At 62.1% G+C, this 14,031-nt stretch carries 14 protein-coding genes; 4 read left to right on the forward strand and 10 right to left on the reverse strand.

The window, feature by feature from the left end:
• Nucleotides 1-2: 2 nt before the first annotated feature.
• Complete coding sequence (locus IC232_RS02220) at nt 3-458, reverse strand: Lrp/AsnC family transcriptional regulator (protein WP_190843248.1); 456 nt, start codon at nt 456-458, stop codon at nt 3-5.
• Between the two features lie 156 nt (nt 459-614).
• Here IC232_RS02220 and IC232_RS02225 point away from each other — a divergent pair, with 156 nt between their 5' ends.
• On the forward strand, nt 615-4,085 hold the full coding sequence (locus IC232_RS02225) for an indolepyruvate ferredoxin oxidoreductase family protein (protein WP_190843249.1): 3,471 nt from the start codon (nt 615-617) through the stop codon (nt 4,083-4,085).
• A gap of 542 nt (nt 4,086-4,627) precedes the next feature.
• Here IC232_RS02225 and IC232_RS02230 read toward each other — a convergent pair.
• From IC232_RS02230 to IC232_RS02240, 3 genes are all read right to left on the reverse strand, one after another.
• On the reverse strand, nt 4,628-5,035 hold the full coding sequence (locus IC232_RS02230; RefSeq protein ID WP_190843250.1) for a response regulator: 408 nt from the start codon (nt 5,033-5,035) through the stop codon (nt 4,628-4,630).
• Nucleotides 5,036-5,124: 89 nt separating this feature from the next.
• Nucleotides 5,125-5,547, reverse strand: a complete 423-nt coding sequence (locus IC232_RS02235) for a response regulator transcription factor (RefSeq protein ID WP_190843251.1) — start codon at nt 5,545-5,547, stop codon at nt 5,125-5,127.
• A 39-nt stretch (nt 5,548-5,586) separates the two neighbouring features.
• Nucleotides 5,587-5,982, reverse strand: coding sequence for a response regulator (locus IC232_RS02240; RefSeq protein WP_190843252.1), 396 nt, complete (start codon nt 5,980-5,982; stop codon nt 5,587-5,589).
• A 119-nt stretch (nt 5,983-6,101) separates the two neighbouring features.
• Here IC232_RS02240 and IC232_RS02245 point away from each other — a divergent pair, with 119 nt between their 5' ends.
• Complete coding sequence (locus IC232_RS02245; protein ID WP_190843253.1) at nt 6,102-6,602, forward strand: response regulator; 501 nt, start codon at nt 6,102-6,104, stop codon at nt 6,600-6,602.
• 90 nt (nt 6,603-6,692) lie between these two features.
• Here IC232_RS02245 and IC232_RS02250 read toward each other — a convergent pair whose 3' ends face one another.
• Nucleotides 6,693-8,363 (reverse strand): methyl-accepting chemotaxis protein, encoded by a 1,671-nt coding sequence (locus IC232_RS02250; RefSeq protein WP_190843254.1) that lies wholly within the window; start codon nt 8,361-8,363, stop codon nt 6,693-6,695.
• 184 nt (nt 8,364-8,547) lie between these two features.
• Here IC232_RS02250 and IC232_RS02255 point away from each other — a divergent pair, with 184 nt between their 5' ends.
• A complete protein-coding gene (locus IC232_RS02255) occupies nt 8,548-9,150 on the forward strand; it encodes a hypothetical protein (RefSeq protein ID WP_190843255.1) in 603 nt (200 codons plus the stop codon).
• A gap of 59 nt (nt 9,151-9,209) precedes the next feature.
• Here the strand turns inward: IC232_RS02255 and IC232_RS02260 are convergent, their stop codons facing one another.
• Entirely contained in the window at nt 9,210-9,869 is a 660-nt protein-coding gene (locus tag IC232_RS02260) for a transglutaminase-like cysteine peptidase (RefSeq protein ID WP_190843256.1), read from the reverse strand.
• A 282-nt stretch (nt 9,870-10,151) separates the two neighbouring features.
• Nucleotides 10,152-10,289, reverse strand: a complete 138-nt coding sequence (locus IC232_RS02265; RefSeq protein WP_190843257.1) for a hypothetical protein — start codon at nt 10,287-10,289, stop codon at nt 10,152-10,154.
• A gap of 214 nt (nt 10,290-10,503) precedes the next feature.
• Here IC232_RS02265 and IC232_RS02270 point away from each other — a divergent pair, with 214 nt between their 5' ends.
• Nucleotides 10,504-10,881, forward strand: a complete 378-nt coding sequence (locus tag IC232_RS02270; protein WP_190843258.1) for a hypothetical protein — start codon at nt 10,504-10,506, stop codon at nt 10,879-10,881.
• Between the two features lie 43 nt (nt 10,882-10,924).
• Here IC232_RS02270 and IC232_RS02275 read toward each other — a convergent pair whose 3' ends face one another.
• The 3 genes from IC232_RS02275 to IC232_RS02285 all read right to left on the reverse strand — a co-directional run bounded on the left by IC232_RS02275 (nt 10,925) and on the right by IC232_RS02285 (nt 13,623).
• Nucleotides 10,925-11,713: a DUF1217 domain-containing protein gene (locus IC232_RS02275; protein WP_190843259.1), complete on the reverse strand. Its 789-nt coding sequence runs from the start codon at nt 11,711-11,713 to the stop codon at nt 10,925-10,927.
• A 48-nt stretch (nt 11,714-11,761) separates the two neighbouring features.
• Nucleotides 11,762-12,346, reverse strand: coding sequence for a hypothetical protein (locus IC232_RS02280; RefSeq protein WP_190843260.1), 585 nt, complete (start codon nt 12,344-12,346; stop codon nt 11,762-11,764).
• 74 nt (nt 12,347-12,420) lie between these two features.
• Nucleotides 12,421-13,623: a flagellin gene (locus tag IC232_RS02285; protein WP_190843261.1), complete on the reverse strand. Its 1,203-nt coding sequence runs from the start codon at nt 13,621-13,623 to the stop codon at nt 12,421-12,423.
• Between the last annotated feature and the right edge of the window lie 408 nt (nt 13,624-14,031).

A 14,031-nucleotide genomic window follows, 5' to 3' on the forward strand; every position in this document is an offset into this window, starting at 1 on the left:
CTTCAGAACGGCAGTGCCACGCTGGTCTTGATCTCTTTCAGGACCACGTTGGTGCGCACATATCGGATGCCGGGCAGGCGGAACATGAATTCGTCGAGAAACGCGTTGTAGGCCTTCATGTCGCGCACCACGACCCGCAGGTGGTAATCGGCGTCGCCCGTGGTGGCGAAGCATTCCAGCACCTCGGCCCGCTCTGTCACACGTGAAACGAACTCGTCGACGAATGTTGCGTCGTGCCGCTCCAGGGACACGTGAAGGATCGCCGAGGTGGTGAAGCCGGCCTTCTCCCGATCCACCAGGGCGGAATAGCCGGTGATTACCCCGATTTCTTCCAGCGCCCGAACGCGCCGCCAGCAGGCGGAGGTCGACATGCCCACGTTCTCGGCCAGCTGCTGGTTTGTGGTGCGTCCCTCATTCTGCAGCTGCGCTAGAATATGCTCGTCCTGCTTCTCCAACATCGCGCCTTCCCATTGGTAGTTCTTACCAAATATAGCGCTCAGGTTCGGAGCATCTACCACAAAGAGGCCCTGACGAGGAACAAAGAGAAAGCACCTACCAGCCGTTCGGGACTACCATAGTTAGCCAGAACAGAGCTTCTCCTTGAGGTCAGGCTGATGACACGCGTTCCGTCCCTTGACGATTACCGGCTCTCCGACCGCTATGCCCGCGAGACCGGCCGGGTGTTGCTCACCGGCACACAGGCCATCATCCGCATCGTGCTCGACCAAGCCAAACGCGACCGGCTGACTGGCCTCAACACGGCCGGCTTTGTGTCGGGCTATCGCGGCTCGCCGCTCGGCGGCGTCGATCTCGAATTCTGGCGCATCAAGGAGCAGCTGAAGGAGCACCGGATCGAATTCCTGCCCGCCGTCAACGAGGATCTCGCCGCAACCGCGGTGCTGGGCTCGCAGCAGGTGGAGACCGACCCCAACCGGCAGGTCGAGGGCGTGTTCGGCCTCTGGTACGGCAAGGGACCCGGCGTCGACCGCTCGGGCGATGCCCTGAAGCACGGCAACGCCTATGGCTCGTCGCCCCATGGCGGCGTGCTGGTGGTGGCGGGCGATGACCATGGCTGCGTGTCCTCGTCGATGCCGCACCAATCCGACGTCGCCTTCATGAGTTGGTTCATGCCGACGCTGCATCCAGCGAGTGTGGCCGAGTACCTGGAGTTCGGCGAGTACGGTTATGCACTGAGCCGCTTCTCCGGCATGTGGGTCGGCTTCAAGGCGGTGTCCGAGATCGTCGAATCCGGCACCTCCGTCGAGCTGCGCCCGGCGCGCCGGTTCGCCGAGCCCGATTTCACCCCGCCTCCCGGAGGCCTGCATTACCGCTGGCCGGATCTGCCGGGACCGCAGATCGAAGAGCGCATGGAGGCGAAGAAGCACGCGGTCTATGCCTTCGCCAAAGCCAACCCCATCGACCGGCGCATCTACGACATCCCGGATGCCTCCTACGGCATCGTCACGGCCGGCAAGGCCCATCTCGACCTCATGGAGGCGCTTCGCCTCATCGGCCTCGACGAGGCGGCCTGCCGTCTGCACGGCATCGACATCTACAAGGTCGGCATGGTGTGGCCGCTGCCGCTGCACGACGCCATGGAATTCGTGAGGGGCAAGCGCGAGATCCTCGTGGTCGAGGAGAAACGCGGCATCATCGAGAGCCAGTTCAAGGAATACTTCTACGACTACCCGGGCTCGAAGCCCGAGCGCATGGTCGGCAAGCACGATGAGATGGGCCAGCGGCTCATCCCCTGGACGGGAGAGCTCACGCCGCGCTTTCTCGCCGACGTTCTGGCCAAGCGCCTCGACCCGATCTTTCCCGATCTCAACCTCGCGCAGCGCGTCGCCGCCCTCACGCCCGACGCGGAACGCGTGATCGCGGTGCCGGGCGCAACGCGCACGCCCTATTTCTGCCCCGGCTGCCCGCACAACACCTCCACCAAGGTGCCGGAAGGCTCGAAAGCGCTGGCCGGCATCGGCTGCCACTTCATGGCAAGCTGGATGGACCGCGAGACCTCGTCCCTGATCCAGATGGGCGGCGAAGGCGTGAACTGGGCGGCGTCATCCAAGTTCACCGGCCAGGGCCACATCTTCCAGAATCTGGGCGAAGGCACCTATTACCATTCGGGCTCCATGGCGATCCGACAGGCCATGGCCGCGGGCGCCAACATCACCTACAAGATCCTCTTCAACGACGCGGTCGCCATGACCGGCGGCCAGCCGGTGGATGGACCCATCAGCGTCTATGCCATCGCGCACAGCGTGAGGGCGGAAGGCGTGCAGCGCATCGCGCTCGTGTCGGACGATCCTGACAAATTCATTCCCGCCGATCTGCCGAAAGGCGTGACGATCCACCATCGCGACGACCTCGATGGAGTGCAGAAGGAGCTGCGCAACATCTCCGGCGTGACGGTGCTGATCTACGAGCAGACCTGCGCCACCGAGAAGCGCCGCCGCCGCAAGCGCGGCCAGATGGAGGACCCGAAGCGCTTTGCCACTATCAACGATCTTGTCTGCGAAGGCTGCGGCGACTGCTCGGTGGCGTCGAACTGCCTGAGCGTGGAGCCGAAGGAAACCCCCTTCGGGCGCAAGCGCAAGATCAACCTCTCCACCTGCAACAAGGACTTCTCGTGCCTGGACGGCTTCTGCCCGAGCTTTGTCACGGTCGAGGGCGCTACGCGCCGGGCGAAGACCACGTCCGCCTTCGATGCGGCGGCACGCGCCGCGTCCCTGCCCTCACCGGTTCTCCCCGCGCTAGAGAAACCCTTCGACCTGCTCGTCACGGGCGTCGGCGGCACGGGCGTCGTCACGATCGGCGCGCTCATCAGCATGGCGGCGCATCTCGAAGGGCGCGGCGTGTCGGTGCTCGACTTCACGGGCTTCGCGCAGAAGTTCGGACCGGTGCTGAGCTATCTGCGCATCGCTGCCGATCCGACCGAACTGAACCAGGTGCGCATCGACCAGGGCGCGGCGGATGCGCTGATCGGCTGCGATCTCGTGGTCAGCTCCTCGCCCAAGGCCTCCGGCACATACCGGCACGGCACCAGGGCGGTGATGAACACCGCCGAGATGCCCACCGGCGATGTGGTGCGCTTCCGCGACGCGGATCTCGCGAGCCGCACGCGGCTTCGCGCCATCGAACGCGTCATCGGTGCGGGCAACATGGCAACCGTCAATGCCAATGCGTTGGCCGAGACGCTGCTCGGCGACACGGTTTTCGCCAACGTGATGATGCTGGGCTTTGCCTGGCAGCAGGGGCTCGTGCCGGTCTCGTTCGAAGCCCTGTCGCGCGCCATCGAACTCAACGGCGTGGCGGTCGAGCGCAACCGGCAGGCCTTCGCCTGGGGACGCCTGCTCAGCGCCGACCCGGATGTCGTGCATGAGATCGCGAACGATAAGCCGGACGAGCCCGAAACGCTGGATCAGGTGATCGCCCGGCGGGTTGCTTTCCTCACCGATTATCAGGATGCGCTCTACGCCGGCCGCTACGCGATGATGGTGTCCCGGGTCCGTAAAGCTGAAATTGCGCTTGGGTCCGAGACCCTCACCGATGCGGTGGCGCGCTCATTGTTCAAGCTCATGGCCTACAAGGACGAGTACGAGGTCGCGCGCCTTCACATGGAGAGCGGCTTCCTCGACAAGCTGCAGCAGGAATTCGACGGCGACTTTACGGTGAAGTACCATCTGGCGCCGCCGCTTCTCGCCTCCAAGCGCGACGCGCGGGGCCGCCCGAAGAAGCGCGCCTTCGGCCAGTGGGTTCAGACGCCCATGCGGGTGCTGGCGAAGATGAAGATCGTTCGCGGCACGCCGTTCGACATCTTCGGCTATACGGCCGAGCGGCGCACGGAGCGCGCTCTGATCGGCTGGTACGAGGCGCAGGTCGAGCGTATTCTTGCAAGCCTCAAGGCGGAGCGCTTCACCGACCTGCTGGCGATCGCGCAGGCTCCAATGGACATCCGCGGCTACGGCCCGGTGAAGGAAGCGGCCATCCACAAGGTTCAGGCGGAGGTGGAGCGCCTGTGGGCACGGGAGACTGAGCAGCCGGAGGTGATCGACACGCGGACGCACGAGGCCGTTCACGCGTGAAAACCCGACCAGCTTGGGTCGAGAAGCTGTGCCTGTTGGTCCGTGTCATTCCGGGGCGAGCGTTAGCGAGAGCCCGGAATCCATAACCACCACGTCTGAAGAATAAGCGATTAGCGTAGCGCCTCTTTCTGCACCGTTAGCGTTTATGGATTCCGGGCTCCGCTGCGCGGCCCCGGAATGACGAATGTGACGATAAGGGTGTCATTCCCCGCCGGAGCGCAGCGGAGGGGAAGGGAATCCACTCACACATGCGGCGCTATGGATCCCCTTCCCGCACTTCGTGCGCCGGGGATGACACTCTCTCCGTCATGGCCGGGCTTGTCCCGGCCATCCACGTCTTTGGACCGCTGCGGCTCCTTCCGCCCTCATCCTGAGGAGGTGACGCAGTGACCGTCTCGAAGGAGGCTCCAGAGAGCACTGGACGATCCTTCGAGACGCAGCCTGACGGCTGCTCCTCAGGATGAGGCCGGTGGGTTTGATGTTGGAGGTCCGTGCATGAGCCGTGGCAGGGCGGTTGAGAGAAGGCGCTCCCCTCAAGCCTGTCAGGAAACGCCGCTGTTCTGCGGCCGCCGGGCCATCACGTCGTGCAGCGCTGCGACCAGATCGTCCGGCATGATGGGCTTGTGCAGGAAGGTGGCGTTGGGCGGCAGGTCGCCGGGTCCCGGGCCGGTCTTGCCGGAGATCACCAGGACGGCCACCTCCGGCCAGCCCTGCCGGACCAGACGGGCAAACTCGAAGCCGTCCATGGAGCCGGGCATGTCCACGTCGGTCAGGATGGCGTCGATCTCGGGTCGCGATTTCAGGAGCTCGAACGCCTCATCGGCGTCCTGAGCCTCGACAACCCAGAACTCGGACTCTTTGAGAATGTCGACCTGGGTGAGGCGAACAAGAGGTTCGTCCTCCACCAGCAGAACAACAGGGTGCTTTACGATGCGGCGGTGCGGTTTCATCCTGCAAGAAACGGGTATGACTTTGTCAGGTTCCCTGCCATCGAGGAGCCGTGATGCTGCGGCGCAGCGATCGTAGGGGGGAGGCAGGATCAGAAGCGCTTGGCCGTGGCCTTCAGCTGCTTGATTCGGTCAACGACCTCCTGCGTGTGATACGGCTTCTTCATCAGGGGGCCGGCTTCGCAGAGGGTTCCGGCGATGTCGGCCGACCGCTCGGCCCCGGAGGTGAGGATGACCTGTGTGTCGGGCATATTGGACCGGACCCAGCGGGCAAGCCAAAAGCCGTCCATGTCCCCCGGCATCTCGACGTCGCTGAACACGATGTCGACGGACACCTCCGGGGCTTGGAGGATGAGGATGGCCTCCTCGGCGCTGACAGCCTCATGGACCCGATAGCCGCATTCTCGCAGGTATTCGGCAACCACAAGACGGATCAGGACCTCATCCTCGACGACGAGGATGGTCTGGAGGGGGGTGTCGGCCTCGGCCGAAAGATGGGTCGATGACGTGCTCACGCAAAGCTAACCGCCGAGCTTTTGCCTTTGTTCCTGCGGTCAAGCTTGTGGAGGCGGCTGCCAGTTCAGGCTCTGCGCGGCGAGCGCGGCAATCTCGGCAGCCTGGTAGGGCTTGCGGACGAAAGGTCCGAGGTTGTCTGGCAGATCCGTCTCCCCGGACGTGACGATCATCTTCGTCGGGACCGGGCTCTCGCGAAGGTGACGTACCACGTCCCAGCCGCCAGCACCCGGCAGGTCAAGGGCCAGGACCAGAAGATCGACCGGGACGGCATCGAGCACGGTCAGCGCCTCCGGTGCGGAGCCGGCCTCCAGCACCTTGAACCCCCAAGCCCGCAGCTCGTCGCTGACACGATACCGGATCCGGATATCCCCTTCGACAACAAGGATCGTCGGCGGGGTCCGGCGTGGAAGAACCGTAACGGATGCAGCACTCATTCTTGCCCCAGACGCATACAACAGGCGGACAACGTGGTGGCGCCCTGTGGGTTCTCCTGCGCCGTGCGCTAAGTCACCACGCGGGAAAGGGTGGCTCTCGCACGTGGAACCGTCTATCAATGGCCACGTTTGCCATCAGCCCTGCCCTCTGTCCCCTCGGTCCCGTGTCCCACCAGCAACCCATAGGCGTCGTTCTCCTGGTCGAAGACGAACCGCTGGTGCGGCTCGTCACGGCCGACATCCTGCTGGAGGCGAACTTCCGCGTCATCGAGGCCGGTGACGCCGAGGAGGCCCTGCGCGTGCTGAAAGCCGAGGTTGCCGTGGATGTCCTGCTCTCTGACGTGGAGATGCCGCCCGGCATGAACGGCTACGAACTGGTAGGCCACGTGCACCGGGACTGGCCCGGGGTGGAAATCATCGTCTCCTCAGGCCGCGAGTGGCCAAAGGAGGAAGATCTGCCGCCGGGAGCGGTCTTTCTCGCCAAGCCCTATCTGAATGCCACGCTCCTGTCCTACGTCCAGGCCGCGGCCAGGAAGGCCCAGGAGGCGCGCCGGCTCAGGCGTGAGGCTGGCGCAGCAGGCGGTACTGCTCCGGCCGAGGACATCTCCAAGACGGCCTGAGGCTTCCCAGGGGAATGCCGGCATAGGAAAGGCGCAGCCCGAAGCTGCGCCTTTTGATTCGCGTGGTTAATGCCGGTCGAACCGGCAGCGTCACGCCGCCCGGACACCCTGCAGGAAGCCTTCGACTTCCCGGGTCAGGGCCGACGAGTTGGTCGACAACTCCCCGGCCGCCGCCAGCACCTGGGAGGCCGCCGAGCCGGCATGGGTTGCCGCTCCCTGCACCTGGACGATGCTCTGGGTCACCTCCTGGGTGCCGCGGGCGGCCTCGCTGACATTGCGGGCGATCTCCTGCGTGGCCGCCTGCTGCTCCTCGACGGCGGCGGCCACGTTGGTGGCGATCTGGTGCACCTCCTCGATGGTGAGGCCGATCTCGCGGATGGCGTCCACGGCGCCCTTGGTGGATTGCTGGATCTGGTTGATGTGCGAGGTGATGTCCTCGGTCGCCCGCGAGGTCTGGTTCGCCAGCTCCTTCACCTCGGCAGCCACCACGGCGAAGCCTTTTCCGGCCTCCCCTGCACGGGCCGCCTCGATGGTGGCGTTGAGCGCCAGCAGGTTGGTCTGGCTCGCGATGCTGTTGATGAGGGCAACGACCTCGCCGATCTTCTGCGCGCCGTCCGCAAGCGTCTCCACGAGCTCGTTGGTCTTGCGCGCATTCTGCACGGCGCGAGCCGCGGCCGCGGACGTTTGCGACACCTGGCTGCCGATCTCGTTCGACGATGCGGCAAGCTCCTCCGTGGCGGCGGCTACGGCCTGCACGTTGCTGGAGGTCTGCTCGGCCGCAGCCGCCACCGCGTTCGATTGCTGGTTCGTCTGCTGGGCGGTGCTGGCCATCGAGCGGGCCGTGGACTCCATCTGCTGGGCGGCGACGGAGAGATGCTGCACGAGACCACCCACGCTGCCCTCGAAGTTCTGCGCGAGCGCCATCATCTCGAGCCTGCGGCGCTCGGCGGCCTGCTTTTCGGATTCCGTCTGCTGGCGCCGCAGCCCGTCGGCTTCCTGCATGGTGCCGGCGAAGACCTGCGTGGCCTTCCAGATGTCGCCGATCTCGTCGTTGCCGGCCTTTGCCTTCGGCAGGTTGTAGTCGCCGGAGGCCAGCTTCTGGATCGCCTCGGTGACGACCTTCAGCGGACGGGCGATCTGCCTATGACCCACGAGCCAGCCGATCAGCAGCGCCAAGATCGTGCCGCCGAGCGCGATGGAGACGAGCAGGGTGAGACGCTCGCTGTAGAGCTCAGCGGAATAGCGGTCGACCGCGGCGATCTCTTCGCTGCCCTTCTGCGTCAAGGCGTCGATGCTGACCTGGAAAGCCTTCCGGTTGGCCCGGTTGCCATCGGTGTTGCCCTGGGCGTTGGCAGCCTCAGGCGACACTTCGGCACCCAGGCGCACGGTCTCGGAGCGGAATGTCTTGAAGGCGGCGGCGTCCTTGACCACGGCGTCGAACAGCGCCTTGTGCGAATCCGGGACGATCGGCGCCCACTCTTTCAGCAGCTTGTCGATCTCATTGAGATTGGTGGTCAGTCCTTCGCCGAACTTGCGGGCATCGGCGGTCGTCTTCGAGGCATAGATCCCGCGCGCTTCCATGACCACATGCGTCACAAGCCGGTTCAGGCGCTCGCCATAGAGGGCACGCGTGGCGGCGAGCCGCACGTCGGCAACCGCCTGATTATAGGTTTGCAGGGTGCTGATGCCGACGGCGGCGATGACCATCGCGACGAAGCTCAAGGCCGCGACGAGCGCAAATATCTTCGTTCTGATCTTCATGCATCCCCCAAAAGTCCTGATCAGCAAAATTGCTTGAATACAGGCGCAGTATTCACAGAACGCTTGTGCGAGGCTTGCTCTGGCCTATCCAATTTTTCAACAGGCTTTCTCTGCGTGAGGTGACGGATTGTTAAGCATAACCTAATAGGAATGATTGCGGTCGATTCTCATAGCGGCGGTTTCCATGGGCGTACGGTTCGATAAAGTATTGGAGCAGGTGGCCAGGGCGGGACAGCCCGGACGCGGAGCCGCCATCGAAACCCGAGAGCGCAAGGTGCGGCGCCTGGAGGATCTGATCCGGGCCCGCGAGGTGGTGGGCGACCGCATCGTCATGTGCCTCGGGCTGGCGCTCACCCTCTCGGCCGTCGCGCTTCCAGTTTATGCGGTCTATCTCAGCGATGGCTACGCCTATCTCCAGAGCGCAGGAAACGGCTTGGTGATGAGCAAGGGCGCGGACACCAAGACCGCGCGTGCAGTTGATCTCAGCCCGGCAACGACAGGCTCGTTGACCAGGCAGAAGAACATGGATTTGGTCGCGGAAGCCAAGACCGACAAGGCAGCCCTGGCCATCGATCGCCAGAGCCAGTTCCAGCGCTACGTGATCCACAGGGCGACGAGCGAGTCAGCCCTGATCGAAGGACCGGAAGGCGTCTGGTGGGTCACCCCGGGCATGACGCTTCCCGGCATTGGCCAGATCATCTCGATTGAGCGCTCCGACAACGGCTGGGTCGTTCTGACGTCGGAGACGATGATCAGCCAGCGGCCGACCGCGAAAGCTGCGAGCTAAGAAGTTTCCTTGATCTGCATGAGCGCGGCTCGCGCTCATGCAATGTTCGATCAATCGGATTACTTGGTGGCCGTCACCATCGGGGCGGCCTGATTGCCGAGCCAAACCCAGGCTGCGCTCTCCGTTCCCTCCCGCTTCACATAACGGTAGCCGGTCTCCTGCCAGGACAGGACAGCCGCGCGCTTGTTGTCGAGGATGTAGTCGCCCCGGTTGGTGCGCGCCATCAGCACCGCGTGGCCGGCGCCGAGCTCGTCGATCACCACCGTCATCCGCAGAGCCCGCCGCGGCAGGCCTGCCTGGATGAGCATGCGGCGCTTCAGGATCTGAATGTCCTCGCAATCGCCGATCCCGTCATCCGGGTAGTCCCAGCGATCGGCCACGCCCCAATGATCCTGATCCGTTACCGGCAGGATCGTGGCGTTCACGCGCTCGTTGACATCGACGAGGAGCTTCCACGTCTCCTGGTTCAGCGCAATCACGGCAGGCTCGGAAGGGTCGTGCGCACATTCGACAGGCATCTGCCTGCAGAAGGCGATCCAGGCCGGCGTCGGCCCGGCCTGTCCGGACGACAGGATGGCGGCGCTCATCACCGGCATGTTCAACTGCGGAAACGCGTGAGCTGTATTCGCCGTCGCGACGGCCGACAGGGTCACGACACCCATGCCTGCGGCAGCCAGCAGCTGCCTTCCTCTATGCTTTAAGAGACCGGTTCTGTTCATGCCCCCGCACCCATCCGCTTCTTTTCATCAAAGCTGTCAGCCGCACGGGATCTGCGCAAGCGCGATTCGGAGTAAGATGTCAGAACGATGTCGCAGTGTTGACTTCAAGCAACAGAACGACGAACGAATCCTGCGTCTCGCGCCGATACTCTTCGAATGAAGAGGAGCGGAGCAATCGACCCTGCCGCCTGCTCAAACGTCTTGGCCCGAAAGAAATGCCATGATCTGGTCGAGCAAACCGCCGTCACCGCATCGTCTTTTCCAGCTCCCACCCGAACGTCTTCAGTAACGGCGCAGAAACCCGCTCTGGCTCCTTGCCCAGGTTCTCGCTCTTTTCGATGATGCCAGGAGGCGAATGGTGGGCGTGCCCACGAGCCCGATCAGCGATCCGGCAATAACCGGCACCAAAATGATACTCATGCGCTCTCCCCTGACGTTCGACGGCACTGTCGTTCCGGGTGCATCATGCGTCGGCAGCCTTGTGCGAAACTGGCACGCACCTGCATCTGAAGTTCGCGGAACGGGCACCGGGCGAAGGGAATGCCGTCTTTACCACGTAGCGCGAAGGCTCATTGCAATGAATCGGAGCGCCAGAACTTCCATGATACATTCTGCAGATCATTGGGAGGCCTGCTTGAGACCCGTTTTCGCCTTGCTTGCGATTACTTTTGGTGCCGGCGGTTGCACGACAACCACTTACGAGGCGGCCGAGATGTCCTGCTCGGAATATATCGGAAAGCCGATCTCGTCGCACATCGCGGCCTATGGCCCGCCCACATCCGTGTACCGCATCAACTCCAGCCAAGTCGGCTATGTCTTCAAGACCAGGACGACAACCTATGTGGGCGGCGAACCCTACTACACCGTGAACTACCTGACGGGGGCGGACAAGCACCACACGCCTGTCCGGAAGATCACGCGGGTGTGCCAAGGCGTATACGTGGTCCACGCTCCGTCGGACGCCATGCCGGTATCGGAGCGAATTGTCGTGGGTGTGCGGGCGAAGGGCTAAGTGACTTCAAGAGAGCTGCTCAACCAAAGCGCTCTCGCGAGGTCTAGAAGCCGCCCGGACGGAGCTTGGCGATGCTCATCATCAGGTCCACGCTGAAGTTCTGCTGGACCGATGACTGATCGAACAATGTCATGACGGGCGAAATGGTGGCCGCGCTAGGATTGGTCACATCCCACATGGCATTGAAACGCTGAATCAGCTTGTCGACCTTCTTGGGGTCCTGCAGATCCTTGATGTTGATGTGCTTCTCGAGGTTTCTCACCTGGATGTCGAGATCCGCCTTGGAGGCCGTCGTCGGGATGTTGAAGGTCGTCTGCACGAACTTGAGAAGCGCCTTGTCGGCCAGCAGACCCATCGTCGTGGTCACCGACGAGGCCTTGCGCTTGAAATACATGGCGAGCTGGACCCCTTGGTTCTGCTCGCCCTCTCTCTTCTCGAGACTGAGCTGGACGTATTTCTGCACGGCCTCCGTAGTGGCACTGGCAGCCGAGGTCGCGGCAGATCCCTTGGTCTTGAAGTCGAATGCCTTGGCGAACTCCTTGTAGAGCGGATTCGACATCTTGTTGGCCATGCTCAAAGGGTTGCTCACTCCTTCCTGGAGCAGCTTCTTGAAGAGCCCTTTGGCGTAAGCCATATCCTCGAGCCCATAAGCCTTCATAGCGAACTTGAAGATACGATCGTTCTTGATGAAGTCGTCAATGGTTTTGATGCTTCTGATGTTGGCCTTGTAATAGTCGATCTCGCGTTTCGTCATCGGCTCCTTTTCGATCAGGGCCTTGGTCTTCGCCAAGTCCTTGGTGACGAGTTGATAGCGTGTCGATGTGTTGATCATGGCGGATTTCTCCAGCGCTAAACCGGTCTGGCGAGAACGGCAGGCAAGCTACAAATCGCTTTTGCGAAGAATATCGTTGCAATCTTTTCTGAACCTGTCGGCCATCGTCCTGGCGTCCTTCGGATCGAAGCGGAATTCGTGCTGCCGCGTCTCGTAGCGAAAATTCGACAGCTCAATCGTCAAACTTTGCGCAGCGGCCAGCTTGTCGATGAAGGCCCGCACCTGACCGGGATCTGGAATTTGACCGTGCCGGTCCCGATACACCCAGTGGCCGACCTCGGGACTGCCGCCGTCAAACCAGTAGACGGTGCTGCGTCCATGAGTGTCGCTGCGTCCAAGGAACTGCTTCTGGGCAACGGCCACAGTCGCAAAGGGTACGGGAGGCTGGTCGGCATCGGAGACAAGTCGCTGGCACGTCAGCCAGAGCAGGGATCCGTTCTCCCCGCGCAGGCGGGCGAAGGCGGCCTGGGGCTGCCCCTCCTCGTCATGCCTCAGAACATAATCCCAGGCACCGAACCATGTGGCGAGCCCATAGCTCCCGCTGGAATAAGTCATGCTGGAAACGGCGACTGCGGCGCCCATGGCAAGAACCCGCAGACGGGATCGGTGACCGTTGGATTGCTTGGAGAACATCACACGCTCTTCTCAAACGAAAGGAGCCTCACCTTTCTCAAGGTGAGGCTCCCTTCAGGTCGATGCTAAAACTCTTACTGGAAGAGCTTCAGGATCATCTGGCTGTTCTGGTTAGCCATCGAGAGAGCCTGCACGCCGAGCTGCTGCTGAGTCTGCAGAGCCTGGTTGCGGGTCGACACTTCGTTCATATCGGCATCGATGAAGGCGCTAACGCCGGCGGTGAGCGAGTCGGTAAGTGTGCTGATGAACTCTTCCTGCGCTTCCAGAAGGGCCTTGTTAGCGCCCAGCATTGCAGAACCCTCAGTCACCTTATTGATAGCGGTGTCTACGTCCTGCAGGAAGCTCGCGATGGTTCCGGCACCGGGACCCCAGGCAGTAGGAGTGCCCGGAGCGGGGGTAACAGTCGTACCGGTGATCTGATTGTCTCCAGCCGTTACGCTGAAGTTCAGATTTGCGATCTTGGACTCAATGACCAGGTTACCGTTCGTATCGACCTTTGCCTCAACGAGAGAGCTCATGGAGCTGTCGTTGTTAATGGCCTGGGCAAATGCCACCTTGTCATCAGCAGCCATTCCAGCAGGAGCCGCGAAGGACAGGTTGTACGTGTTGGTTCCGTTCGTCATCTCGAGCGCCAGTGTGTCGCCCGTGGTCAGACCTGCCAGAGAGGCAGAAGTGAATGTAACCTTCGCAGGTGTCTGGAGGTTATTGAGGTCCACATCCTCCACATCGTTCAGAAGGCCGCTCGTGGGAGTCGCGGCGTCATAAAGACGGACCTTCGTGATATCGATGTCAAGTGTACCAATGGACTTGTTCTGACCATCGTAGGAAGTCACAAGCTTGGCTTGAGTAGTGGCACTGGTCGTGCTGGTCGCGTTGAGCCAGTTTTGGCCGTTGAACGTTGCGGACGCGGCAGTGCTCTTGAGACCAGCCAGATTAGCCTCGAACTCGGTCTGGATTTTGGCCAGATCAGCACCCGGCTGCTTCGCCGAAACAAGACCTGTCTTGATCTTGTTGAGATAACCCAGGGTCTTGTCCAAAGCCGACGAATAGGTGTCGATCATCGCCTTGGACTGCTTAATCGAGTCCTTCACAGCGCCGAGAGCACCGTTGTCGGACTTCATCTTCGTCGAGATCGACCAGTAAGACGCGTTGTGGGAGGCCTCTCCAACGCGCAGACCCGTGGAGATCTGGCTCTGGTTCTTGTTCATGGCGGTCTGCGTGCTCTTCAGAGCCTGCAGGGCGGTCATGGCGGAGAGGTTCGTGTTGATCGAAGACATGTGCTTCTTCCTTGAATGATGTGATTGTTCAGGGAATGTCGGGATCTAACCGACCCAGCGGAGTGGCTTCATGCCTCGAGAGAATCTCGATCCGCTGCTCACATGACATCCGGGCTTTTACCGGCAAAATGGAAGTGGCATCATGCCTAGCCTTCGTAAGAAGGCGTACCATAGTGCTTTCTCTGCACCTGGATACCTTGCGATATCCGACTGCGGTGCTCGCAGCTCTTGTCTACCAACCCCCTCTCTTAGCGTCAAGCAATAAGATCGAAGTTGGAGCAGAATTTTTGCTGTTAATCTTTCGTTAACTATGAATGTCAGGTCGTTTTACTATTCCCGGACACCAGTCAGAGATCGATTGGTGCCTCTGCGGGAACGAAATCTAAAGCGAATGCGTTCTCGCACCCA

The sequence above is a fragment of the Microvirga sp. genome (assembly GCF_014699075.1).
In the GTDB taxonomy this organism is placed as follows: Bacteria; Pseudomonadota; Alphaproteobacteria; order Rhizobiales; family Beijerinckiaceae; genus Microvirga.